Below are 22,324 nucleotides of genomic sequence, written 5' to 3'. Positions count from 1 at the left end.
CCGTCGCCCGGAGGGTGCTGAGATGCAGTCGGCAGGGTTCGCGCAAGGATTGGCCGCGCTCGCGGCCGGACTGGGGCTCGTCGCGCTCTGGTGGTTTGCCTGGAGCGGGGTGCTGCGCTGGCTCCGGGTGCTGTGGGTCTGCCGCATCCCGGCCCTCAGCGCCGGGCTCGGGATCGCGCTGTTCTCGCTTGCCGAGCCGGCCCGCGACCTCTTCATGGAATCCCAGAGCTACGTCGCCTACTGGGTCGGCCTGTTCGGGCTCGCCCTGCTCTGGGCCATGATCGTCCACTTCGCCGCCCGGAAGGTCCTGGAGCAGCAGGCCTGGGGCGCGCGCGGCGCGCAGCTTCCCTTGAGCGAGATCCGCCTCCTCGACCTGCGCCACCGCTACGCCGTGCCGGCGACCTGGATTCCCCGCCTCCTCGGCCTGCTCTGCCTCGTGGCGCTCGGGATTGGGATCTGGGGCGCGCACCGCGACATCCAGCCGATCCGGGACGCCTTCGGGCTGCGCGACCCGATCGTCCTGCTCTGGCCGACGGCCGCCTGCTGCGCGCTCTATCTCGCCTACGTCCTGCTCCGCCGCCACGTCCTCCGCCGCGTCTCGCGCGGTGCCGGGCAGCCCCTCGGCGAGGATCTGCAGGACGCCATCACGGGACGTTCCACCACGCTCCTGACCGAGCCCACCGCCTTCTGGTTCGCCGCGCTCGCCACGGCGGGCGGACGCGCCGCGCGGGCCGCCGGGCAGCACTGGCGCATCCGCCTGGACGGCGTGGCGCTCGGCCTCCTCGCCGCGCAGGCGCTCGCCTGGATCGTCGCGATCAGCGCGCCGCTGACGCTCGCCGAGTGGGTCTCGCGGGCCCCCTTCGTGGTGATGATGCTGGCCCTTCCCGTCTCGATCCTGTCCTTCCTCTCCGCGCTCTCGCACCAGTGGCGCGTGCCCGTCGTCGCGCTGGTCTTCGCCGGCCTGATCGCCGCGACGGGCCTGTCGCGGCATTTCCACGATCTTCGAACCGAGATCGTCGCGGCCGGCCCGCGGCAGGTCGCGCTCGCAGAGGCCGTGGCGGCCTGGATGGCGGTGAACTGCCCGGCGGCGGCCGGCCCGGCGGCGTGCAACGCCCACCCGGTGATCGTGGCCAGCGCCGGGGGCGCCAGCCGCGCGGCCTTCTTCACCGCGACCATCATGGGCGAACTCCTCGACGCCGGCCCGGCCCCCGTCCGCGACCGGCTCTTCGCCTTCTCGGGCGTGTCCGGCGGGGCGGTCGGCGCCGTGATGATCCGCAGCCTGCTGGCCGAGCCGGGCCCGGCCGGGCGCCCGCCCTGCGCCAGGCTCGATAACCGCTGGTTCGGGCCCGCCGAGGATTACGGCAGCGGGCCGGACAAGCGGGCGCTCACCTGGAAGACCTGCCTGCAGACGCTTGCCGCCGGCGACTTCCTCTCTCCGGCCTTCATCGGCCTCGCCTTCCGGGATCTGTTCGGCTTCGTCGTGGCGCATGACCGTGCCGTGCTGCTCGAACAGGCCCTGGAACGCCGCTACGACCTCATCGCGCGGGGCCAAACGGGCGAGCCCGGCTCGGGTCTCGGCCAGGTCCTCGGTGGGGGTCGGCCCGGCGGGCCGAGCCTGCCTGCTCCCGGCGCCGGCTGGACGCCGCTGCTCCTCCTCAACACCACCTCGGTCGCGGAGGGGCGGCGGTCGATCCTCTCGGATCTGCAGCCCTTTGACTGCCGCGACGGCACGACGAACCGGCACTTTCCGGTGGCCTTCGACCTGTACGAGACGATCGCGCGCCGGAACGGCACCTGCGAGACCGGGCCGGTGGCGGTCGGCACGGGCGTCCGGCTCTCGACCGCCGCGGTCGCGAGCGCGCGCTTTCCCGTCATCTCGCCCCAGGCGGCCATCCGCGACAGCCAGAACCGCGCTTTGCGCGATCTCCTGGTCGATGGCGGCTATTTCGAGAATGACGGTCTGACCACCGCCCGCGAGCTGGCGCAGGCCCTCGCGGCCTTCGCCCTGAAGCCGATCATCCTCCACATCACCAACAACCCGGAGGCGGCGGTGCGGGGCGACGCCCTGGACGCATCCCTGCCGGCCCCGCCGCCGGCCACCTGGCACGATGGCCTGACGGCGCCGCTGGCGGCCCTCGTCCGCACCCGGAACGGCCACGCCGCCGAGGCCGCCTACCGGGCAAGCCACGCCTTCCTGACGCTGACCTTCCGGGTCTACGACCGGGTTCCGATGCTGGGGCCGGGCGAGCCCTGCTCGTTCCGGGGCCCGGCGGGCACGATCGACCCGGCGGCGCAACCGATGGCGAACCTCTCCATGAGCTGGTGGCTGTCCGGCGCCGTCCAGGGCTACCTCGATCGGCAGCTCTGCCACCCCGAGAACATCGCCCGGTTCGAGGCCCTCAAGCTCGTCCTCGACGCGCCGTGATGGCCTTCAGCGCAGGCCGAGCAGCACCAGCGGACCCGTGCTGGCGGCCGAGATGCCCATCAGGAAGAGGTCGTAGGGCCGCGTGCTCAATCCTCGGATGGCCATGAGGCCCGAGCTCAGCAGGGATACGGCGAGCAGCAGGGTTTCGGCAGGCATCACGGCGGCACCTCGATATGGGCGGGCGGCTCAGGGGGCGTTCAGGAGCGCCATCAGCGCATCGGTCGTTCGCTCCAGGCGCTTCTGGATCTCGCCGCCCGGCATCGGGACGTCGCAGAGGCCCGCAAACAGCAATTCCTCACCGAACGCGCACCGGACCAGCACCTCTTCGATGTCACGGCGTGAGGGAACACGGCGGCGATGGCGTTCCGACCAGCCCGCGAGACTGATCACGACACCGCGCGAAGGCGGAGATCCTTGCATCGGCAAACCTCATCGGCAGAGCGTCGACGGGCATGCTCCCGTCCTGACAGTCTCGAACGTCCCCGGCTTGAGTGGCCGCAGCTAAGGCTCATTCGGTTAATGAAATTCGACCGATATTCGCGCCGATACTCGTAAGCTGATCAGCAAGACGCTTCCGTACCGATCGTATTCGTGGAAGCGTCGCGGTCCGTACATTGCCCCGATCTGCACGGGATTGATCTTTCGGGCTTGCCGCGCCGCAGGTCAGCCCCGGCCTGCACGGCTCCCGACGTGGCGCCGATCATGGGGGAGGGAGCGCCCAGGACGGAGCGCGCGAGTATCGTCCAACCCAGCCGCGCCCGGAGCGGCGGGTTGTCCTGCCCTTGCCTAACGGGTTGCCGCCACTTGCAGGCTCCTGGCGAAGTCTTCCGGCGTGTAGCGCTTCCCGTCGGAATCGCGGGTCTGCAGGTTCTGCGTGGTTGCACGCAGCACGCGTGCCCGCCTCAAAACTTCCCCGACGGATTCATACGCCTCGGAGAGCGGACGGCCGTTGATCTCGGCGAGAATGACGAGCGCCACCGGCATGCTCCTTCAGTCCGCGACCCTGAACGCACGACAACGCGGCCGGGCGCCGAATCGATCCGCGGGACCGTGGCCCAAGGGGCGCGGCGTCCACGCCGCCCGGCCGAGGCCGTCCGCGTGAGGCGGCGTCCCGGAAGGCTCCCTGGAGCGGTACGGGATCGCACCGGATCTAGTAATGGTGCTGGTTTATGGAGTATGAATCCGCGCGATTTGCTGGGGCTTGGCAGTGAATGCCTGGATCTATAACTCAAATTAGCCTGGGTTTATCATTGATATTGCTGCAGTTCGTTTTCGCTTTCTTGCTGGCTTGGATTGCTAGTTAGGCGCGAAGTGAGCCGGCGGGATATTTCGGGCTGAGCCGTCCTCCAATCGAAAATCGGACTATCGACTGGTCAAGACACTCAAAGTCGATCGGGAGCGAAACGCTGCATGTCACACCGCGCTATGGCCGGTCATGAATATCCGCCGCAAATCCGAAAAGCTCTTGCCGAATGCGCCGATGGCGCTCGAATCTCGACGATCAAGGCCGAGGAATACCTGAGGCTCGCGACGGGGGAGACGGATGATTCGGTGTACGAGGCTTGCCGCTCCATGCACCGCTTCTACAGCGCCATGCACGCCTTCTTCCTGGAGGAGCAGACGCAGATCGTCAGCGCCCTGGACCCTCGGGCGAGCGTCGGCGCGGCCGCCTGAGCCGCGGCGCCGCGATCCCGGGACGCGCCCTTAGGCAAACACGGCCGGCGCGGGTCAGGCGGCCTTCATGCGCAGTTGCGAAACGCCCTTCCAGGCCGGCACGAGCAGGTAGCTCGTCACCGGGATCAGCAGGCCGCCGACCACGAGGCCGACGAGGCCCGAGCCCGCCGCCGTCACGAGCCACGCGACGAGGCCGCCGGCGGGCGTCAGCGCGCCCGAAGCCCATGTGCCGTTCGCCCATGCGCCCGCATCGTGGATGGCATGGCCGAGCCAGGGCATCCCGTAGGTCTCGAGGCCGTGCACCAGGATGCCGCCGCCGACCCAGATCATCGCCGCCGTCCCGACGACCGCGAGGAGCTTGAGGAAAGCCGGCATGCCCTTCACCAGGGCACGGCCAAACCCGCGAATCAGGCTGCCGAGGGCGGCGGGGGCGGTGCTCCGCGCCATGGCGACGCCGGCATCGTCGGCCTTCACGATCAGGGCCACGCCGCCATAGACCGCGACGGTGATCCCGATCGCCACGACCGCGAGCACGGTCGCCTTGGTCCAGAACCCGCCCTCCGGAACCGCCGCCAGGGTGATGGCCATGATCTCGGCCGAGAGGATGAAGTCGGTCTTGATCGCGCTCGCGACCCTGCGGTCCTCGAGCGCCCGGTCGTTGCCCGCCCCGGCCGCGCCGCTCGCCGCCTGCGCATGAGCCTGATGCGGCACGAGGGCCTCGTAGACCTTCTCGGTGCCCTCGTAGCAGAGATAGGCGCCCCCGAGCATGAGGAGCGGGGTGATGGCCCAGGGCGCCAGGGCTCCAAGCGCGAGGGCGCCCGGCAGCAGGAACAGCAGCTTGTTGCGCAGCGACCCGACCGCGATCCGGCCGACGATCGGCAATTCACGCTCGGCGGCGAAGCCCACCACGTAGCGCGGGGTGACGGCGGCATCGTCGATGACGACACCCGCCGCCTTCGCTCCCGCCCGGGCCGCCTGCCCGGCGACGTCGTCGAGGGAGGCCGCCGCCATCTTGGCGAGGGCCGCGACGTCGTCGAGGAGCGCGATCAATCCGATGCTCACGGGACATCCCTCCTGCGGCCCAGACGTGCCGCCCAACGCTGCCATTCGCGCGGGGCCGGCCTCCCGGCCGGTCCTCGCGCGCAAGCTTTGCCTGGAGGGAAGACGGATGAGCGCGGGATTTGATCCGGGCGCGCCGGAATCCGGATGTGGTTGCGAGGCGCCGCTCAGGCCGCCTCGGTCCGCTCCGCGACGAGCCAATGGGCGGAAAGCTGCAGCGAGGCGGTCATCACGACCTGGTCCGCCTGGTCGCGCACGGCGATCCGCAGATCCTCTCCGAGATAGCGCCGCGGATGGTCCGCGGCGATCTCGCACAAGGCGGCGAGCGCCTTCTCCGAGACCGTGTCCTTGTCGGGGCAGTCCGATCCCTCTCGATCGTAGGCCGTCAATGAAGAGCCGAAGAAGTCAAAGAAGTATCGGGCCATGGGATGACCTCTCACGATTGGTGCGTGCGGGAAGGGGTATTCGGTCTGGCGGCCCTTCGGGCCGGGTGTGGGATTCACTGTATGAGCAACAATGCAGTTGAACGCAATATCCCCAGGAGGTACAAACGAGTACGCTGGCGGTTGGGCGCAGCGCGCTGAAACATTCAGAAATACTCGCCGGCAATGCGAAAATTGTTCCGGCCGCAACATCTTGGACGTAAGTCCTCAACCGGCCCCTCCGCGCCGATCCGTGCCGTTCGGCCACGCGCGTCAGGCCGTTGCACGTGCCGAAAGGCACCGTTGTGCCTTTGCGGCCACGCTTGCGCGGCCGTGCGCCCCCCGCCCGGCGGAGGATGCGTGTTCCCTCAGAGCCAATCGGTCGCCGTGGTGCGGGCGATGATGGGCGCGAAGGCGTGCATCAGCGCCCTGTCGAGCCCGCCGCGCATGCCCGTCATCACCGTGACGGCCTCGGTCACGCCCAGCGGCGCCCGGTAGGCCCGACGCTCGGTCAGGGCCGAGAAGATGTCGCAGATCGTCACGATGCGCACGAGATCGGAGATCGCCGGGCCCGCCAGCGCGTCCGGGTAGCCGCTGCCGTCGAGCTTCTCGTGGTGGTGGCGCACCACGTCGATGATCTCGGGCTCGAAGCCGCCCTGGGCGACGAGCAGGTCGGCCCCGATGGCGGCGTGGTCGCGCATCAGCGCCATCTCGTCCCCGCTGAGGGCGCCCGGCTTGTTCAGGATCGCGGCCGGGATCTTGGACTTGCCGATGTCGTGCAGGAGCGCCGCCTTGGTCAGGCGATGGTGGTCGTCGCGGCTGAGGGCGATCTCGTCGCCGAAGGCCGCCGCGTAGCCGGCGACGCTGAGGGTGTGCTGATAGACCAGCGCATCGTGCTTCCAGATGATGTCGAGCCAGTCCCGGATCCCGGTCTCCGAGATCGCGTCGAGCACCGTCTCGGTCCCGCGATCGACCTCGGCCGGCCGCAGCGGACCGTCCGCGGCGGCAGCGGTGAACAGGTCCGTCACGATGCCGGTGGCCGCGCTCGCCCGCGCCTCGAGGCGCACCCTCTGCGCCGTGCAGGCCTGCGCGGCGATGCCGATCATCTCGAGCACCTTGGCGAGGATCGTGTCGCGCGGGGTCGTGGCGGGCAGCACCCGATGGGTCTCGGGAAGATCCACCGCGGAATCGGCGCGCAGCCAGGCATTGCGCAGAAGGGTCAGGCAGCGCACGCCCCCGTCCCGGGTGCGCTGCATCAGGGCAGCGATCGCGGCGGCATGCTCAGGCCGAGCCTCGTCGAGATCGACGATGACGAGGAGCGGGCGTTCCGCCGGCAGGCCCGCGCCGGGCGGCAGGCAGGTGCAGGTGACCACGCGCTCGACGCCGCTCGCCAGCCCGCGCATCGGCACCGGGCGGTCCGTGACGAGGAGAACGAAGGAATCCTGCATCATCGCAAGCGATCGGGCCCAATCGTGAGCCAAGTGCCAGTGCCCCTTCGCTCGGTAAACGATGTGCCGATAATATCCGAAAAATTGTAAGGCAATCGTTTCCGCTCTGATCATGACGAGTACCGCCCTGCGTTGTCGAGGGCGAAATCATGGTTTCGGGCGCCTCAGAGGCGCATTGCGGAGAAGAGGCGCCCGGCGGAGACAGTCGTTGCCGAGATCTCGCGTCGCCGGCCATCCACCGCGATGAATGCGTAGGTTGCACCCGTACGGCAACGGACGAGGCGTGAGGGCGGAAAATGCCCAGGCGATCCGCTTGCACGCGCAACGATAGGTAGCTATCTATTCGCATCAGAACGGTCCGTCCGGGATGCGCCCGCAGCCGACCATCCAGAGAGCTGCCCGATGTCCCCCGGCCGCCGCCAACTCCGGCAATCCTACACCCTGGCGCTCCTGCAGGCCGGGCGCCTGTGGCGGCGCGCCGCCGACACGGTGGTGGAGCGCCACGGTCTCTCCGACGCCACCGCTTTGCCCCTGCTGCTGATCGGCCGCCTCGCGGGCGAGCCCCGCCAGTCGACCCTGGCGGAGGCCGTCGGCGTCGAGGGTCCGACCCTCGTGCGCCTCCTCGACCAGCTCTGCGCCGCCGGCCTTGTGAACCGCCGCGAGGACCCGACCGACCGCCGCGCCAAGGTGTTGACGCTGACGCCGGCCGGAGAGGCCGCCGTCGCGACGATCGAGGCCGAGCTGACGCAACTCCGCGAGACCGTGTTCGCCGGGGTCAGCGCCGCCGATCTCGAGGCGAGCCTGCGCGTGTTCCAGGCGCTGCAGGATTACAGCCGCCGCGAGCGCGCGGAGGCCGCCCCATGAGGCCGACCGCATCGCTTCGCGCCTGGCTTCCCGGCTGGCCGGCCTGGATCTACTCCGCCAAGACCTTCGCGGCCGCGATGCTGGCGCTCGTCCTGGCCCAGACCTTCGACCTGCCCCGGCCCTACTGGGCCGTCGCGACCGTCTACATCACGAGCCAGATGCTCGCCGGCGCCACCCGCTCCAAGGCGGCCTACCGAGTCGGCGGCACCCTGCTCGGGGCCGTGGCGGCGGTCGTGTTCGTGCCGAACCTCGTGAACGCGCCGGAGCTCCTCTGCCTCGTCATCGCCCTCTGGGTCGGCGGCTGCCTCTATCTCTCCCTGCTCGACCGGACGCCGCGCAGCTACCTGTTCATGCTCGCGGGCTACACCGCCGCGCTGGTCGGCCTGCCCGCGGTCGGCGAGCCCCACGCGATCTTCGAGACCGCCGTCGCCCGGGCCGAGGAGATCACCCTCGGGATCCTGTGCGCGGGCCTCGTCTCCACGCTGGTCCTGCCCCAGCCCGTGGGGCCGGTCGTGGCGGCACGCCTCGCGGCCTGGCTCGACGACGCCCGCCGCCTCGTCCTCGACGCCCTCGCGGGCCGCCACGACGCGGCCTCCCGCGCCGCCGCGCTGCGCCTCGCCTCCGAAGCCGTGGCCCTCGAGGCCTTCGCGACGCACCTCGCCTAGGAGGCCGGCGCCCGGCGTGGCGCCGTCCGGGCCCTCGCGGCCCTGCGCCAGCACATGCTGATGTTCCTGCCGATCCTCTCCGCCATCGCCGACCGGATCGCGGACCTGCAGGCGCGCGGCGGCCTGACCCCGCCGGTCCGCCGCCTGATCGCGGAGATCGCCGCCTGGATCCAGGCGGGCGAGGAGGATCCCGCGATGGCCCGGTGCCTGAAGGCGGCGGCCGCGTCCGCCACGCCCGCGCACCCGACGCACTGGGACGCGCTCCTGCTCGCGAGCCTGACGACGCGCCTCGGCGATCTCGTCGACCTGCGCCAGGACACCCGGGCCCTGCGCGCCGAGATCGTGGCGGAGCGCTCCGCGGCGGAGCCGCTCGCCTTCCGGCATCGCGCCGCGTCGCGCCACGTGCGCCACCGCGACCACGGGATGGCGCTGCGCTCGGCCATCGGGGTGGCCGCCACGATCCTGCTGACCTCGGCGATCTGGATCGCCACCGCCTGGCCCGACGGGTCCGGCGCGCCCATGATGGCGGCCGTCGCCTGCTGCTTCTTCGCCACCCTCGACGACCCGGCCCCCGCCATCATGGGCTTTGCCACCTCGGCGATCATCGGCGCGCTGGTCGGCGGGGTCTATCTCTTCGCGATCCTGCCCTTCGCCACCAATATCGAGACCGTGATCCTCTTCCTCGCGCCGGCCTATCTCGTCTGCGGCACCCTGATGCAGCAGCCGCGCACGGCCGCGCTCGCCGTGGGCACGGCGGTCAACGGCTCGACGCTCCTCGCGCTGCAGACCTCCTACAGCGCGGAGTTCGCGGCCTTCACCAACTCCGCTATCGCGGTCATCCTCGGGATGTGGGTGGCCGCGCTGGTGACGCGGCTCGTGCGCTCGGTCGGCGGCGGCTGGAGCGCCCGGCGCCTCCTGCGGACGAACCGGGCCACGCTCCTCGGCGCGGCCCGGGGGGAGGGCGCGCGCGACGGCGCCGGCCTCTCGGCCCTGATGCTCGACCGCCTCGGCCTGCTCGCCCCGCGCCTCGCCGTCCTGCCGCCGGACGATCTCGCGGGCATCGCCGATCTCGTCGCCGAGGTGCGCGCCGCCATCAACCTCGCGGAATTGCGCCGTGGCCGCGCCGACTTGTCCCCCGAGGAGCGCCGCGCCGTCGACGCGGTCCTGGCCGCGCTGCCGGGACATCTCGCCGGACGGGGCGACGACCTCCTCGCGCGGATCGATGCCGCCCTCGACGCCACGGCGCGCGAGGCGGGCGGCGAGGCGCGCCTCGGCCTCGTGGGCCTGCGGCGCGCGCTCCACCCAGAGGCGCCGCCCTATCGCCCACGGACCTCGCGCCTGGAGGTTGCGGCGTGAACGGTGAACTCGATCTCTACGGGGTGTTCCTGCCCGGCCTCGCGGCGGCGATGCTCGCCGCGTTCCTGGTGAGCCTGCCCCTGCGCCGCCTTCTGGCCTGGAGCGGGTTCTACCGCCTCGTCTGGCACCGCCCCCTCTTCGACCTTGCCCTCTACGTCGTCCTGCTCGGCGGCGTCGTATCCCTCAGCCACGCGTACCTGTCATGACCCGCCTCCTCGCCCAGACCCTGCGCATCCTCGTCACCCTCGGCCTCGTCGCCCTCGCGGTGCCGGTCGGCCTCGGTTTGTGGGATTACTACATGGAGGCGCCCTGGACCCGGGACGGGCGCGTGCGCGCCGACGTGGTCGCGGTCGCTCCCGACGTCTCCGGCCTCGTCACCGAGGTTCTGGTCCAGGACAATCAGGAGGTGCAGCGCGGGGCCGTTCTGTTCCGCATCGACCCGGAGCGCTTCCAGGTGGCCCTGCGGCAGGCGGAGGCGCAGGTTGCCGGCAAGCGCGCCCTCCGAACAGGCCGCGGCCGACGATGCCCGCTACCGCCAGCTCAGCGACAACGCGGTCTCGCAGCAGAAGCTCGAACAGGCGCATGCCGCCGCCCAGCAGGCCAGGGCGGCCTATGACGGGGCGCTCGCCGACCGCGATCTCGCCAAGCTGAATCTCGCCCGCTCCGAGGTGCGCGCCCCGGTCAACGGCCGCATCACCAACCTGGAGCTGCGGCCCGGCGCCTACGTCTCGGTCGGGCGCGGCGTCACCGCCCTCGTCGACAGCGATACCCTGCGGGTCGAGGGCTATTTCGAGGAGACCAAGCTGCCCCGCATCCACGCGGGCGACCGGGTCTCCATCCGGCTGATGGGCGAGGCGACGCCCCTTGCCGGGCATGTGGAGAGCATCGCGGGCGGCATCGAGGACCGGGAGCGCGGAGCCGGGGCGACGCTGCTGGCCAACGTCAACCCGACCTTCGCCTGGGTCCGCCTCGCCCAGCGCATCCCGGTGCGGATCGCCCTCGACGGCGTGCCCGAGGGCCTGCGCCTCGTGGCCGGCCGCACCGCCACGGTCACGGTGGAATCCGGCACGACGCGGCTCGATCCGGCCGGGCTCTGGCGCGCCTTTCGGGCGCGGCTTGTGCGGGATGCGAGCTGAAACCTGATCTTCGGCCGGGAGGACGGCTAGTCCTGCGATGAGGCAGGAGGCTGATATTGGGGTTTACAAGACTTTAGCAAAATCGCGCGAGACTGCGCGACATGACGATCTTGCCTTTGACCATCGACCCCGATCGGGATGTCTTCGAGTTCGCCGCCGCACCGCTGGTGCGGACCCGTGGGAGCCAGTGCGAGGAGTTCCTCGCGCCCCAGGGCCGGGGCGAGCCGGCCTGGAACGGCGCCGCCTTCCGGCGCCGCCTGCTGCAATGGGCCGCCGCCCAGGTCGCGGCGACCGCCTGTCTCACCACCTGCGTCGCCTACGCGATGGCGCCGGCCGCCCTCAAGCCGTTGCCGGAGCCGATGAATTACGCCCTGCGCCTGAGCGGCACCAGCGCACCGCTGGACCCGCTCCCGGCCTCCCTCAATGACGGCTTCCGCCTTCGCCTGAGCTTCCTCGACGCGGGCGAGTGAGGCGCGGGCGGAAAGCCCCGTACGGGCGCGGCGTCGCCGCTCCCGCAACCTGATGCCCTGAGTGCCCCGCGCCGATGCGGCGCGACGAGAAAGGCCCCGCGGATCCTTCGATCCGCGGGGCCTTTCGGCGTTCACGCCGCGTCGTTCACTCCGCGGCGATCTGGGCCGGCATCACGGCGGAGGCGCGGGCGGCGCAGAACTTGAACTCCGGGATCTTGCCCATCGGATCGAGGGCCGGGTTCGTCAGCAGGTTGGCGGCGGCTTCCGCGTAGCAGAACGGCATGAAGATCATGCCGACCGGCACGTCGCGGTCCGAGCGGACCTTCACGTTCACGGCACCGCGGCGGGTTTCGAGGCGCATCGTGCCGCCGGGCTCGAGGCCGAGCCGGTGCAATTCGCGCGGGGCCATGAACGCCATGGCCTCGGGCTCGAGCGCGTCGAGGACGCCGGCACGCCGGGTCATCGAGCCGGTGTGCCAATGCTCCAGCACGCGGCCCGTCGAGAGCACCATCGGGAACTCGGTGTCGGGCACCTCGTCGGGGGGCACGATGTTGGCGGGCACGATCTTGGCGCGCCCGCTCTCGGTCGGGAAGCCGGCGTAGAAGATGATCTCGTTGCCGGGCTTGTCGGGCGCGTCGACCGGGTAGGTGACGGCGCCCTCGCGCTCCAGGCGCTCCCAGGTGATGTTGTTCAGGGACGGCATCACCTGCGCCATCTCGTTGAAGATGTCGGCCGGGCCCTTGTAGGTCCAGGACAGGCCCATCCGGTTGGCGAGTTCCTGGATGATCCACCAATCCTGGCGCGCCTCGCCCGGCGGCGGCACCACGGGCCGGGCGATCTGCACGCGCCGGTCGGTGTTGGTGAAGCTGCCCGCCTTCTCGGCGAAGGCCGAGGCCGGCAGCACCACGTCGGCGTGGAAGGCCGTCTCGGTGAGGAAGAGGTCCTGCACCACGAGGTGGTCGAGCATGGCGAGCGCGTGGCGGGCATGGTTGAGGTCGGGGTCCGACATGGCCGGATTCTCGCCCTCGACGAACATGCCGCGGATCGAGCCGGCATGGATCGCCCGCATGATCTCGACCACCGTCAGCCCCGCCTTGCGGTCGAGGGACTGGCCCCAGAAGTTCTCGAACAGCTCCCGCACCGCCGCCTTCTCGACGGATTGGTAATCCGGGTAGACCATCGGGATCAGGCCGGCATCGGAGGCGCCCTGCACGTTGTTCTGGCCGCGCAGGGGATGCAGGCCGGTGCCGGGCCGCCCGATCTGGCCGGTGGTCAAGGCCAGCGCGATGAGGCAGCGGGCATTGTCGGTGCCGTGGACATGCTGGCTGACGCCCATGCCCCAGAAGATCAGCGAGGCGCGCGAGCGGGCGTAGAGCCGGGCGACGTCCCGCAGGGTCTCGGCGTCGATGCCGCAGACCGGCGCCATCTTCTCGGGCGTGAACTCGTGGATGCGCTCCTTCAGCGCCTCGAAATTCTCCGTGTAGCCGGCGATGTACTGCTCGTCGTAGAGGCCCTCCTCCACGATGACGTTCAGCATCGCGTTCAGCATCGCCACGTCCGAGCCCGGCTTGAAGGCGAGGTGCTTGTGGGCGTGGCGCGACAGGACCTGCCGGCGCGGATCCATGATGATCAGCTTGGCGCCGCGCTCCTTGATCGCGTTCTTGATGAAGGTCGCGGCGACCGGGTGGTTCACGGTCGGGTTGGCGCCGATGACGACGATCACCTCGGCGTCGAGGGCCGCCGCGAACGGGGCCGTCACGGCGCCCGAGTTCAGGCCCTCCATCAGGGCCGCCACCGAGGAGGCGTGGCAGAGGCGCGTGCAATGGTCGACGTTGTTCGAGCCGAAGCCGAGGCGCACGAGCTTCTGGAAGAGGTAGGCCTCCTCGTTCGAGCCCTTGGCCGAGCCGAAGCCGGCGAGCGCGCGGGGCCCGTGCGTGTCGCGGATCTGCTTGAGGCCGCCGGCCGCCCGCTCCAGGGCCTCCTCCCAGGTCGCCTCGCGGAAATGGGTCCAGGGATTGGCCGGATCGACCTGATCGTTGGCATCCTTGGCCACGTTGTCGAGGCGGATCAGCGGCTTCGTTAGGCGGTGGGGGTGATGGATGTAGTCGAAGCCGAAGCGGCCCTTGACGCAGAGCCGGTTATGGTTGGCCGGGCCGTCGCGGCCCTCGGCATAGACGATCCGCTCGTCCTTGACCTTGTAGGAGAGCTGGCAGCCGACGCCGCAATAGGGGCAGAGGCTGTCGACCTCGCGGTCGGGATAGACCGTGCGGGTCTGGTTCTCGTCGAGATAGGCGGAGGGCATCAGGGCGCCGGTCGGGCAGGCCTGGACGCACTCGCCGCAGGCGACGCAGGTCGACTGGCCCATCGGGTCGTCGAAATCGAACACCACCTTGGCGTCGGCCGAGCGGTAGGCCATGCCGATCACGTCGTTGACCTGGACCTCGCGGCAGGCGCGGACGCAGAGATTGCACTGGATGCAGGCGTCGAGATTGACGCTCATGGCCGGGTGGCTGACATCCGCCTCCCAGCGCTCGGCCGCCGGGAAGCGGCTCTCGCTGATGTGGACGTGGTCGGCCTGGTGCCAGAAATGCGAGTCCGGGTCGTGCGAGGTCTCGCGGGCCGGCTGGTCGGAGACGAGGAGCTCCAGCACCATGGCGCGGGCCTTCTCGGCGCGGGCGCTGTCGGTCTTCACCTTCATGCCGACGCCGGGCACGCGCTTGCACGAGGCCGCGAGCACGCGCTCGCCCTCGATCTCGACCATGCAGGCGCGGCAATTGCCGTCCGGCCGGTAGCCGGGATCCGGCTTATGGCAGAGATGCGGGATGTGGTTGCCGAGGCGCTGCGCCACCGCCCAGATCGTCTCGCCGGGACGTGCCTCGACGGTCTCGCCGTTCAATTCGAACATCACGCCCGGGATGCCGGCCGGGATGTTCTTGAGGCCGAGGGTGCCGCTCGCGACCGGTCCGGCCTGCCCGCCGGATTTCGATCCTTGCGAGTAGGAGCCGCCGGACTGGGCGCCCGCGCCTTCACCGCCCGCGTCCTGCGGGCCCGTCGGTCCCTTGATCAGGGGATCGGTGCCGCTCGGATTGCTGTTCTGGGTGCCGCTGCTCATCAGGTTCCGCTCCCACTCCCGGGTTGGCCCCAGGGAGCCGTTTGTCTCATGGGGCCGCCGCGGACGGCGGCCTTGGATCGGGCGAACGCGCGCGTCGCTCCGTCGACGGGGTCCCGCCTACTCGGCCGCCATCGGGCGCGGCGTCGGAAACAGGTCGGGGAAGTACTTGATCACGCTGGTCAGCGGGTTCGAGGCCGCCTGGCCCAAACCGCAGATCGAGGCATCCCGCATGCATTGCGAGAGGTCGCCGAGAAGCTCGGTGTCCCAGACGCCGTTCTCCATCAGCATCCGGGCCTTCTGGGTGCCCGAGCGGCAGGGCGTGCACTGGCCGCAGGATTCGTCCTCGAAGAAGCGCATCAGGTTGAGCGCCGCGCCCTGAACGTCGTCCTTGTCCGACAGGATGACGACGGCGGCCGAGCCGATGAAGCAGCCGTATTTCTCGAGCGTGCCGAAATCGAGGGGGATGTCGCCCATCGCGGCCGGCAGGATGCCGCCCGAGGCCCCGCCGGGCAGGTAGGCCGCGAAGCTGTGCCCCTCGGCCATGCCGCCGCAATGCTCGTCGATCAGCGCCTGCACGGTGATGCCGGCCGGGGCGAGTTTCACGCCCGGCTCCTTCACCCGGCCAGAGACCGAGTAGGAGCGCAGGCCCACGCGGCCATTGGCGCCGTGGCTCTTCCACCATTCGGCCCCGCGCTCGATCAGGTCGCGCACCCAGAACAGGGTCTCGACATTGTTGATCAGGGTCGGGCGGCCGAACAGGCCCACCTGGAACGGGAAGGGCGGCTTGTGGCGCGGCAGGCCGCGCTTGCCCTCGAGGGACTCGATCAGCGAGGATTCCTCGCCGCAGATATAGGCGCCGGCGCCCCGGCGCAGGTGGAGCCGCGGTCCGCCCGGGGGCAGCTTGGCGATCTCGCGGGCCAGGATCTCGCGGGCGATCGGGTACTCGTCGCGGATATAGAGATAGACATCCTCCGCCTCGACCACGTGGGCGCCGATCAGGGTGCCTTCGAGGAAGCGGTGCGGGTCGGTGTTGAGGTAGAGCTGGTCCTTGAAGGTGCCGGGCTCGCCCTCGTCACCGTTCACCGCCATCAGGCGCGGTCCCGGCTCGCCCCGCACCGAGCGCCACTTGCGCCCCGTCGGGAAGCCGGCGCCGCCGAGGCCGCGCAGCGACCCGTCATCGAGCACCTGCAGGACGTCGTCCACCGTGAGGTCGCCCGCGCGCAGGCGCTCCAGGGTCTTGTAGCCGCCGCCCGCCACGTAGGCGTCGTAGGCGACGTAATCGGGGATATGCGCGTGGGTGTCGCCCGCCTCAACCGCCGCCTTGACGCTCGCGACATCCGCCCGGTGCAGGAAGTTGTGGCCGACCTCGACCGCGGGGGCGTGGTCGCAGAGACCGACGCAGGGCGCGCGCACGACCCGCACGCCGGGCCCGAGCTCGGCCTGGAGCGAGGCCAGCAAGGGCTCGGCCCCGTGCATCGCGCAGGTGATGCTGTCGCAGACCCGCACGGTCAGCGCCGGGATCGCGGCATCGCCTTCCTTCACGACGTCGAAATGCGCGTAGAAGGTCGCGGTCTCGAACACTTCCGCGAAAGCCAGATCCATCTCGTCGGCGAGCGCACCGAGATGGGCGGCGCTGATCTGCCCGTAGGTGTCCTGGATCAGGTGCAGATGCTCGATCAGCAGGTCGCGCTGGCGCGACGCCGCGCCGAGCAGCGACTCGATCTCGACCTTGGCGCTGGGATCGACCTGGCGGCCTTTTGGCACCGGCCTTGCCCGCTCGCGCCCGCGTCCCGGATGGTCGAACCGCTGAACGCGGGAGATATCGTGCTGGCTCATCCCGCCACTCTAATCCCTGGCATACAAAATACAAGCATCGGCACGTTTGGTGCCCTCAGGACTGGTGACACTCGGACGTGTCTTTCGATTGTGCAGTGCGAAAAAACCATTCCGCCGTGCCGAGCGTTTTCTGCCCGGGGGCATAGCACGTGTTTCCAGGTCCGAGAAGTTTAGGCTCCGGGCGCGGCGGGGATCTTGGCCCTGCGGACAACAACCGCGCGACATCTTGCGGATTACCGCAAAGATGCATTATTTCCTTTTGCGGCGCCGAAGGGGCGGCATTATCGTGCGGTTTTCGACACTGATCTTGCCAATCTCCGAGTTTAGAAGCGTTGAAACGTCGCGAAAATGAGCCGTGCGGCCGTCGGAATTTTAATTCATCCTCCTCGACAGCCGATATCCTCAGCCCGGAACAGAGGATTTGCCGGCCGAGGCCAGAGTTCCAGGAATGCCTGCCCCCAACGCCGCGCATACGTGCGGCGCCGGGAGATCCACGCTGTGACATTTGGATCGAGACAATGGGCGACCCGCGTACGGACGCCGGTCGCCTTGGAGCTACTGCCCGCCGAAGGAGCGCAACGGATGGCCGGCCTCGGAGCGGTGGGCCATCTGCACCGCTCCCCCCGCCTCCGCGGCGACGAGGCGCGGGCCCGCCACCGCCTCCAGGGCAAGCTCAAACGCATCGAGTGCCCCATTCACCGCCTCGACCCGCGTCCCGTCGAGGGAGCCTCCGGGCAAATCGAGCGCCGCGAGATCGGTCCTGATCCGGCCCGTCAACTCGGCGGTGAGCGGTGGCTTCGTGTCCGCCGCGTAAGCCTCGGCGATGATCGCCGCCCAGGATGTCTCGGTTCGGTCAGGCTGACCCGTCATGGTGGCTCGCTCCCCTCGCAATCCGTCCACTCGCCTCGGTGGATCGGGACCTCGCTTCCGAAGACCCTCAACGCCGGGAGGCGTCACCTTGATCCTCGGCACCCCCGGTGCCCAGCGGCGCACGAGGTCATCGGCGGACATCCATCCCGATCGCCGGTCTTAGGCCTGGCCGATCCGAGGTCATGCGGCGCGGCCAAAGAAAAGCGCGCCCCTGGGGGAGGGCGCGCTGAAAGGTAGTCCCATGTCTCAGGAAGGACGCAGATATGCTAGCACTCTAGTATACCAAATACCAGAGTTCGGAGCCGAGAATTTTCCGGAAATGCCTCGTTTTCGCTCACCTGCCGGCGCGCTGCAGAGGCATCTCCTTGCGAACAGCACGGCCGGTCCGCGATCGGGGCCGGAAACGCGTCCGCGGAGGGCGCCTCAGGCGATGCCGGCGTAGCGGCCCGCGGAGCTGAAATCCGGGTTGCCGCTCGTCGCATGCGACGCGTCGCTGAGACGGTCGGCGAGCTTGACTAGGAGCAGGACCTGCAGGCTGGCGCAGGCGAGGAAAGCAGCGGACATGGTGACGATCATGGTGGCGCTCCGAGGGCATGTTGCAATGCAATAGATCGCATGCTGCTCTGCAGCGTGGTATGCCAAGCTCCACATGCCATTCATGTGTGCGCCGCATGGATGCTGGTCGCACGCGGTCATGGACTGCGCTGAGCGCAGGCGCCCCGTGGGTTCAGGCGACGTCGCTCTCCTGCGTGATCTCCTCGATCCGCAGGCGGTAGGATGACTGGAACAGGGTCTCGGCCCGCTGCCTCCAGGCCGCATCGTGGAAGGAGCGGCAGCAGAACAGGCTCTGCCAGATCGACACGCAGACGAGCTGTCCCTCGACGACGCGCACGTGGCGGCTGATCAGGCCCGGTGCGATCCCGATCGAGGGGCACAGGCTCATGCTCGACATGCCGAGCGCGTTCTCGCCCTCGAACACCATCGGGCAATCGAGGACGGCGAGGCACTTTTCCATCGGGCGGTCCTCCCTGGTCAGCGCATCTTGCCCGAACGCGCGAGGCGCCCGGAGCCATCCTTCCGGCGCTTGGGCCCGCCCGTGCGCGCCAGCGGTGATCGCGGGGACGCGCGGGAGAAGCCCCGAGGCCTAGACGAGGTAGTCGCCGTACTGGTGCACGTGCGCGGCGAGGCCGAGGCCGTGCTCGCGCACGAGGCCTTCGGCGAGCTCGCCCTTGCGGGCCTCCAGCGCCTTGATGATCTGCACATGCTCCTTGATCGACTTCTCCGCCCGCTCGCCCTGGCGCAGGGCGGTGTTGCGGATGCCGCGCACGTGCATGAGCAGATTGCTGGAGAGGTCCTGGATGACCTCGCACTGCCCGAGCGAGATGATGGTCTGGTGGAAGCGGATATTGGCGTCCGAGTACTCGTCGATGTGCTCGGAGGGCCTGCCCTCGTAGAATTCGGGGAATATCTCGCGCAGGGACTTCAGCTGCGCATCGGTCGCCCGCTCGCAGGCGAGGCGGGCCGCCATGCTTTCCAGCGCCGCCCAGGCGTGGATCATGCCGACGATTTCCTTCTTGGTCTTCTTGATCACGAACACGCCACGCCGTGCCTCGGAGCGGACGAAGCCCTCCTGCTCCAGCACCGTCAGCGCCTCGCGCACCGGAGTGCGGCTGACGCCGAGATCCTGCGAGAGCTTGCGCTCGTCGAGGCGCACCTCGTCGGGACGCCCGTAGATGTCCATCTTGGTGATGGCGGCCTTGAGCGCCTCGTAGGCGAGCGTGCGCAGGCTCGAGCTGGCCACGATCGGCGTAATACTGAACTGGTCGCTCTTCACCATCACTGCACCCAAACCCGTTCCGAGCCTCGCTCCGGTCCGTGCCAAGCTTCGATCGTCGAGACGTAGCGCAAAGAGGTCTCGACTCCTAGCCGCCGGGGGCCTCGCGGCTCAACCGGCTGTGGTTGACGGGCCAAGCCGCCCGATCCGGGGTCGCACCGGACCGCACGCACCTCAAGCTTCTGGCAGATTATTGGTATACCAGATACCCGATGTCAAACGCCGCTGCCTTGCGGGCGTCGCATGGCCGCCCCGGCTGCCGTCCTGCGGACGGACATCCGGCTTTGGCCTGAACAGGCCCTCCCTTTTTACGGGGGAGGGCAGGCTGCGGGGCTTCAGCTGCCGAGGATCGTGCCCTGGCTCAAGGCCCCCGATTGCGCGAGCTCGGCGGCCGCGACCTTCTTGCCGCCCTCGAGCTTCAGCTTGAAGATCTCGATCTGCCCGCCCTGCGCGGTGACGCGGATCGATTGCGCGCCGATCTCCGTCACCTCGCCGATCTTGCCCTTCACGGCTCCGATGGTGCGCACGAGATGCTTGCGGGCATCGAAGATCTGCAACTTCTGGCCATTTAGGGTGGTCCAGGCGCCCGGCGCGGGGTTCGCGGCCCGGATGATGTTGTAGACGTGATCGACGTGGCTCGCCCAGTTGATCGCGGATTCGCGGGCCCGGAACCAGCCCTCGTAGCTCGCGGCCTCCTCGTCCTGCGCGATCTCCACGTGGCGGTCGGCCGCGACGAGGTCGGCGGCCTCCAGCATCGCCGCGACACCCAAGGGGAAGAGGCAGTTGAAATAGACCTCGCCGATCGTGTCGTCGGGGCCGATCTCGCAGGTCTTCTGCAGAATCACCGGACCCTCGTCGAGGCCGTCGGTCGGGCGGAAGATCGAGAGGCCGGTCTGGGTGTCGCCCTTGGCGATCGGCCAGTTGATCGAGGAGGGCCCGCGATATTTCGGCAGCAGCGAGGGGTGGTACTGGATGGTGCCGTGCTTGGGGATGTTGACGAAGCTCTGCGGCGCGAATTGCAGCACGTAGGCCATGATGCCGATCTCGGCGTTCAGCCCGCGCATGGCCGCCTCGGCCTCGGTGCTCTTCAGACTCGGAAACTGGAAGACCGGAAGCCCCTTCTCCTCGGCGGCGACCTTCAGGACGTCGGGGCGCGCCCCCTCCTTCTCGGGTGCGCAGAACACGCCCGCGACCTCGTCGCCCCGCGCCAGGAAGGCCTCGAGCACGGCCTTGCCGAAATCCTGCTGACCGATGAATGCGATGCGCATGGGGGCTCCGGATCTGTTCGGGGGTGACTGGCGGACGGTGGAAACGCCGACGGCCCGGGGCGCGCGGCAGGCGAACCCGGAAATCCAGACACTGAGGCGAAGCGGATCGGAGCGCCACCCGTGGTCTCGATTCCGGGCCCGGCCAAGGGGCCCCGGAACGACGGGATCGCGGCGGCACCCGGCCTGACGACCGGATGCCGCGAGGGATCACTCGGCGGCGATCTTCTGCACCACCCCGATGGCGCCGGAGCCGGCGATCTCGAGGACTTCCTCGTCCGTGTATTTGAGGACCTTGCGCAGGATCTCGTCGTTGTGCTCGCCGAGCAGGGGCGAGCGCTCCACCTCGGACGGGCTTGCCGAGAGCTTGATGGGGTTTCCGACGGTGAGGTACTTGCCGCGGGTCGGGTGATCGACCTCGACCACCGTGCCAGTCTGGCGCAGGGCCTCGTCCTCGGCGATCTCCTTCATGGACAGGATCGGGCCGCAGGGAATGTCGAACTCGTTGAGGATGTCCATCGCCTCGAACTTGGTCTTCGTCATCGTCCAGGCTTCGATGCGGGTGAAGATCTCGTTGAGATGCGGCAGGCGCGCCTTCGGGGTGGCGTAGTTCGGGTCCGTCTTCCAGCCCGGCTCGCCGATGATATCGCAGATCGGCTCCCAGACCGCGGCCTGCGTGATGAAGTACAGGTAGGCGTTCGGATCGTTCTCGTGGCCCTTGCACTTCAGGATGCGGCCGGGCTGGCCGCCGCCGGAATCATTGCCCGCGCGCGGGGTCGCCTCGCCAAAGGGCACGCCCTCGCCGAACTGGCTGTATTCCCTGAGCGGGCCGTGGGCCAGGCGCTGCTGGTCGCGCAGCTTCACGCGGCAGAGGTTGAGCACGCTGTCCTGCATGGCGCAGTCGACGCGCTGGCCGAGGCCCGAATGGGTGCGATGATAGAGCGCCGTGACGATGCCCAGCGCGAGGTGGAGGCCCGTGCCGGAATCACCGATCTGGGCGCCCGTCACCATCGGGAGGCCGTCGCGGAAGCCCGTGGTCGAGGCGGAGCCGCCGGCGCATTGGGCGACGTTCTCGTAGACCTTGCAATCCGCGTAGCGCCCCGGGCCGAAGCCCTTCACCGAGGCCAGGATCATGCGCGGGTTGACCTCGTGGATCTTCTCCCAGGTCAGGCCCATGCGGGCGAGCGCGCCGGGCGCGAAGTTCTCGACGAGGACGTCGCATTCCTTCACGAGGCGCCAGAGCACCTCCTTGCCCTTGGGGTTCTTGGAATCGAGCGTGATCGAGCGCTTGTTGTGGTTCAGCATCGTGAAATAGAGGCTGTCCACGTCCGGGAGGTCCTGGAGCTGCTGGCGGGTGGCGTCGCCGGCCCCCGGGCGCTCGACCTTGATCACGTCCGCGCCGAACCACGCCAGGAGCTGGGTGCAGGTCGGGCCGGATTGCACGTGCGTGAAGTCGAGGATCTTCACACCTTCGAGAGCCTTGCTCATGGGGTTACTCTCAGTCCTGTACGAGTGAACGGAATTCCGGCGCCAACCCTTGGTCTGCGGGGCGTCGCACGGCGCGTCGGCGGTGAAGCCGGGCGGAGCCCGGCATGTGGTAGGCGGTATATCCTAGGTCTTATACTGCGTCTGGTTTTCGGTGCCAGACACGGGCCGGGACAAGGCGGTCCGGGAGGGAACACGCCACCGAGCGGTTCCGCGCGGACGCATCCGGCATGTCGCAGCCGAGGCTGTCGCCCGGTCGCGAGGGATCTGATCCATGGCCATTTCCTCCGGTTCGCGCCCGCGCGCTGGCCCCGCGCGGCGTCTCGTTCTGCGCGTCGCGTCCATTCGACGTCGTCCGCGTGGGTCGGATCGGCGCATGCGCGGTCGGGTCCGGTGGACCCGT

General features: G+C 69.5%; 19 protein-coding genes and 2 pseudogenes. 7 read left to right on the top strand and 14 right to left on the bottom strand.

The window, feature by feature from the left end; all coding sequences use genetic code 11:
- The first annotated feature begins 22 nt into the window (after positions 1 to 22).
- A complete protein-coding gene (locus F6X53_RS15820; RefSeq protein WP_238295931.1) occupies positions 23 to 2,425 on the top strand; it encodes a hypothetical protein in 2,403 nt (800 codons plus the stop codon).
- A 6-nt stretch (positions 2,426 to 2,431) separates the two neighbouring features.
- Here the strand turns inward: F6X53_RS15820 and F6X53_RS32410 are convergent, their stop codons facing one another.
- The 3 genes from F6X53_RS32410 to F6X53_RS15810 form a co-directional block, all read right to left on the bottom strand.
- Positions 2,432 to 2,581, bottom strand: a complete 150-nt coding sequence (locus F6X53_RS32410) for a hypothetical protein (protein WP_191970854.1) — start codon at positions 2,579 to 2,581, stop codon at positions 2,432 to 2,434.
- A 30-nt stretch (positions 2,582 to 2,611) separates the two neighbouring features.
- Positions 2,612 to 2,815 (bottom strand): hypothetical protein, encoded by a 204-nt coding sequence (locus tag F6X53_RS15815; protein ID WP_151001159.1) that lies wholly within the window; start codon positions 2,813 to 2,815, stop codon positions 2,612 to 2,614.
- Positions 2,816 to 3,211: 396 nt separating this feature from the next.
- Entirely contained in the window at positions 3,212 to 3,403 is a 192-nt protein-coding gene (locus F6X53_RS15810; RefSeq protein WP_151001158.1) for a hypothetical protein, read from the bottom strand.
- Positions 3,404 to 3,850: 447 nt separating this feature from the next.
- On the opposite strand from F6X53_RS15810, the gene F6X53_RS15805 reads away from it, so the two are divergent.
- Entirely contained in the window at positions 3,851 to 4,099 is a 249-nt protein-coding gene (locus F6X53_RS15805; protein ID WP_151001157.1) for a hypothetical protein, read from the top strand.
- A gap of 54 nt (positions 4,100 to 4,153) precedes the next feature.
- Here F6X53_RS15805 and F6X53_RS15800 read toward each other — a convergent pair whose 3' ends face one another.
- The 3 genes from F6X53_RS15800 to F6X53_RS15790 all read right to left on the bottom strand — a co-directional run bounded on the left by F6X53_RS15800 (position 4,154) and on the right by F6X53_RS15790 (position 7,031).
- Positions 4,154 to 5,161, bottom strand: a complete 1,008-nt coding sequence (locus tag F6X53_RS15800; protein ID WP_151001156.1) for a DUF808 domain-containing protein — start codon at positions 5,159 to 5,161, stop codon at positions 4,154 to 4,156.
- A gap of 164 nt (positions 5,162 to 5,325) precedes the next feature.
- Positions 5,326 to 5,583, bottom strand: coding sequence for a DUF6894 family protein (locus F6X53_RS15795; protein WP_151001155.1), 258 nt, complete (start codon positions 5,581 to 5,583; stop codon positions 5,326 to 5,328).
- A 365-nt stretch (positions 5,584 to 5,948) separates the two neighbouring features.
- A complete protein-coding gene (locus F6X53_RS15790) occupies positions 5,949 to 7,031 on the bottom strand; it encodes an HD-GYP domain-containing protein (protein WP_244965581.1) in 1,083 nt (360 codons plus the stop codon).
- A 399-nt stretch (positions 7,032 to 7,430) separates the two neighbouring features.
- Between F6X53_RS15790 and F6X53_RS15785 the strand changes: the two genes are divergently transcribed.
- The 5 genes and pseudogenes from F6X53_RS15785 to F6X53_RS15765 all read left to right on the top strand — a co-directional run bounded on the left by F6X53_RS15785 (position 7,431) and on the right by F6X53_RS15765 (position 11,519).
- Complete coding sequence (locus F6X53_RS15785) at positions 7,431 to 7,892, top strand: MarR family winged helix-turn-helix transcriptional regulator (RefSeq protein ID WP_151001154.1); 462 nt, start codon at positions 7,431 to 7,433, stop codon at positions 7,890 to 7,892.
- Positions 7,889 to 9,913: pseudogene (locus F6X53_RS15780) on the top strand (FUSC family protein). Before F6X53_RS15785 ends, F6X53_RS15780 begins: the two are co-directional and overlap by 4 nt.
- Entirely contained in the window at positions 9,910 to 10,119 is a 210-nt protein-coding gene (locus tag F6X53_RS15775; RefSeq protein WP_151001153.1) for a DUF1656 domain-containing protein, read from the top strand. The pseudogene F6X53_RS15780 and the gene F6X53_RS15775 overlap by 4 nt, the downstream one beginning before the upstream one ends.
- Positions 10,116 to 11,049: pseudogene (locus F6X53_RS15770) on the top strand (efflux RND transporter periplasmic adaptor subunit). The gene F6X53_RS15775 and the pseudogene F6X53_RS15770 overlap by 4 nt, the downstream one beginning before the upstream one ends.
- A gap of 101 nt (positions 11,050 to 11,150) precedes the next feature.
- Positions 11,151 to 11,519 (top strand): hypothetical protein, encoded by a 369-nt coding sequence (locus F6X53_RS15765; protein WP_151001152.1) that lies wholly within the window; start codon positions 11,151 to 11,153, stop codon positions 11,517 to 11,519.
- A gap of 145 nt (positions 11,520 to 11,664) precedes the next feature.
- Here the strand turns inward: F6X53_RS15765 and fdhF are convergent, their stop codons facing one another.
- From fdhF to frc, 8 genes are all read right to left on the bottom strand, one after another.
- Positions 11,665 to 14,424 (bottom strand): formate dehydrogenase subunit alpha, encoded by a 2,760-nt coding sequence (fdhF, locus tag F6X53_RS15760; RefSeq protein WP_373875832.1) that lies wholly within the window; start codon positions 14,422 to 14,424, stop codon positions 11,665 to 11,667.
- Positions 14,425 to 14,748: 324 nt separating this feature from the next.
- On the bottom strand, positions 14,749 to 16,467 hold the full coding sequence (locus F6X53_RS15755; protein ID WP_151001151.1) for an NAD(P)H-dependent oxidoreductase subunit E: 1,719 nt from the start codon (positions 16,465 to 16,467) through the stop codon (positions 14,749 to 14,751).
- Between the two features lie 555 nt (positions 16,468 to 17,022).
- Complete coding sequence (locus F6X53_RS15750; RefSeq protein ID WP_151001150.1) at positions 17,023 to 17,337, bottom strand: hypothetical protein; 315 nt, start codon at positions 17,335 to 17,337, stop codon at positions 17,023 to 17,025.
- 423 nt (positions 17,338 to 17,760) lie between these two features.
- Positions 17,761 to 17,901, bottom strand: coding sequence for a hypothetical protein (locus F6X53_RS32405; RefSeq protein ID WP_191970853.1), 141 nt, complete (start codon positions 17,899 to 17,901; stop codon positions 17,761 to 17,763).
- A gap of 163 nt (positions 17,902 to 18,064) precedes the next feature.
- Positions 18,065 to 18,352 carry a hypothetical protein gene (locus tag F6X53_RS15745; protein WP_151001149.1) on the bottom strand — a complete coding sequence of 96 codons (288 nt, stop codon included), beginning with the start codon at positions 18,350 to 18,352 and terminating at the stop codon, positions 18,065 to 18,067.
- A gap of 129 nt (positions 18,353 to 18,481) precedes the next feature.
- A complete protein-coding gene (locus F6X53_RS15740; protein WP_151001202.1) occupies positions 18,482 to 19,174 on the bottom strand; it encodes a GntR family transcriptional regulator in 693 nt (230 codons plus the stop codon).
- Between the two features lie 332 nt (positions 19,175 to 19,506).
- Positions 19,507 to 20,439, bottom strand: a complete 933-nt coding sequence (locus F6X53_RS15735) for a methionyl-tRNA formyltransferase (RefSeq protein ID WP_151001148.1) — start codon at positions 20,437 to 20,439, stop codon at positions 19,507 to 19,509.
- A gap of 207 nt (positions 20,440 to 20,646) precedes the next feature.
- Positions 20,647 to 21,924: a formyl-CoA transferase gene (gene frc, locus F6X53_RS15730; RefSeq protein ID WP_151001147.1), complete on the bottom strand. Its 1,278-nt coding sequence runs from the start codon at positions 21,922 to 21,924 to the stop codon at positions 20,647 to 20,649.
- Between the last annotated feature and the right edge of the window lie 400 nt (positions 21,925 to 22,324).

The organism is Methylobacterium soli, assembly GCF_008806385.1.
Taxonomy (GTDB): domain Bacteria; phylum Pseudomonadota; class Alphaproteobacteria; order Rhizobiales; family Beijerinckiaceae; genus Methylobacterium; species Methylobacterium soli.
This window is presented reverse-complemented; position numbering and strand designations above follow the sequence as displayed.

Bases quoted from the DNA above. Each gene is read 5' to 3' on its own strand.
- F6X53_RS15745 (WP_151001149.1), bottom strand. From the start codon at position 18,352: ATGGAAAAGTGCCTCGCCGTCCTCGATTGCCCGATGGTGTTCGAGGGC.
- F6X53_RS15820 (WP_238295931.1), top strand. From the start codon at position 23: ATGCAGTCGGCAGGGTTCGCGCAAGGATTGGCCGCGCTCGCGGCCGGA.
- F6X53_RS15740 (WP_151001202.1), bottom strand. From the start codon at position 19,174: ATGGTGAAGAGCGACCAGTTCAGTATTACGCCGATCGTGGCCAGCTCG.
- F6X53_RS15765 (WP_151001152.1), top strand. From the start codon at position 11,151: ATGACGATCTTGCCTTTGACCATCGACCCCGATCGGGATGTCTTCGAG.
- F6X53_RS15795 (WP_151001155.1), bottom strand. From the start codon at position 5,583: ATGGCCCGATACTTCTTTGACTTCTTCGGCTCTTCATTGACGGCCTAC.
- fdhF (WP_373875832.1), bottom strand. From the start codon at position 14,424: ATGTTCGAATTGAACGGCGAGACCGTCGAGGCACGTCCCGGCGAGACG.
- F6X53_RS15790 (WP_244965581.1), bottom strand. From the start codon at position 7,031: ATGATGCAGGATTCCTTCGTTCTCCTCGTCACGGACCGCCCGGTGCCG.
- frc (WP_151001147.1), bottom strand. From the start codon at position 21,924: ATGAGCAAGGCTCTCGAAGGTGTGAAGATCCTCGACTTCACGCACGTG.
- F6X53_RS15805 (WP_151001157.1), top strand. From the start codon at position 3,851: ATGGCCGGTCATGAATATCCGCCGCAAATCCGAAAAGCTCTTGCCGAA.
- F6X53_RS15755 (WP_151001151.1), bottom strand. From the start codon at position 16,467: ATGAGCCAGCACGATATCTCCCGCGTTCAGCGGTTCGACCATCCGGGA.
- F6X53_RS32410 (WP_191970854.1), bottom strand. From the start codon at position 2,581: ATGCCTGCCGAAACCCTGCTGCTCGCCGTATCCCTGCTGAGCTCGGGC.
- F6X53_RS15750 (WP_151001150.1), bottom strand. From the start codon at position 17,337: ATGACGGGTCAGCCTGACCGAACCGAGACATCCTGGGCGGCGATCATC.
- F6X53_RS15735 (WP_151001148.1), bottom strand. From the start codon at position 20,439: ATGCGCATCGCATTCATCGGTCAGCAGGATTTCGGCAAGGCCGTGCTC.
- F6X53_RS32405 (WP_191970853.1), bottom strand. From the start codon at position 17,901: ATGTCCGCTGCTTTCCTCGCCTGCGCCAGCCTGCAGGTCCTGCTCCTA.
- F6X53_RS15785 (WP_151001154.1), top strand. From the start codon at position 7,431: ATGTCCCCCGGCCGCCGCCAACTCCGGCAATCCTACACCCTGGCGCTC.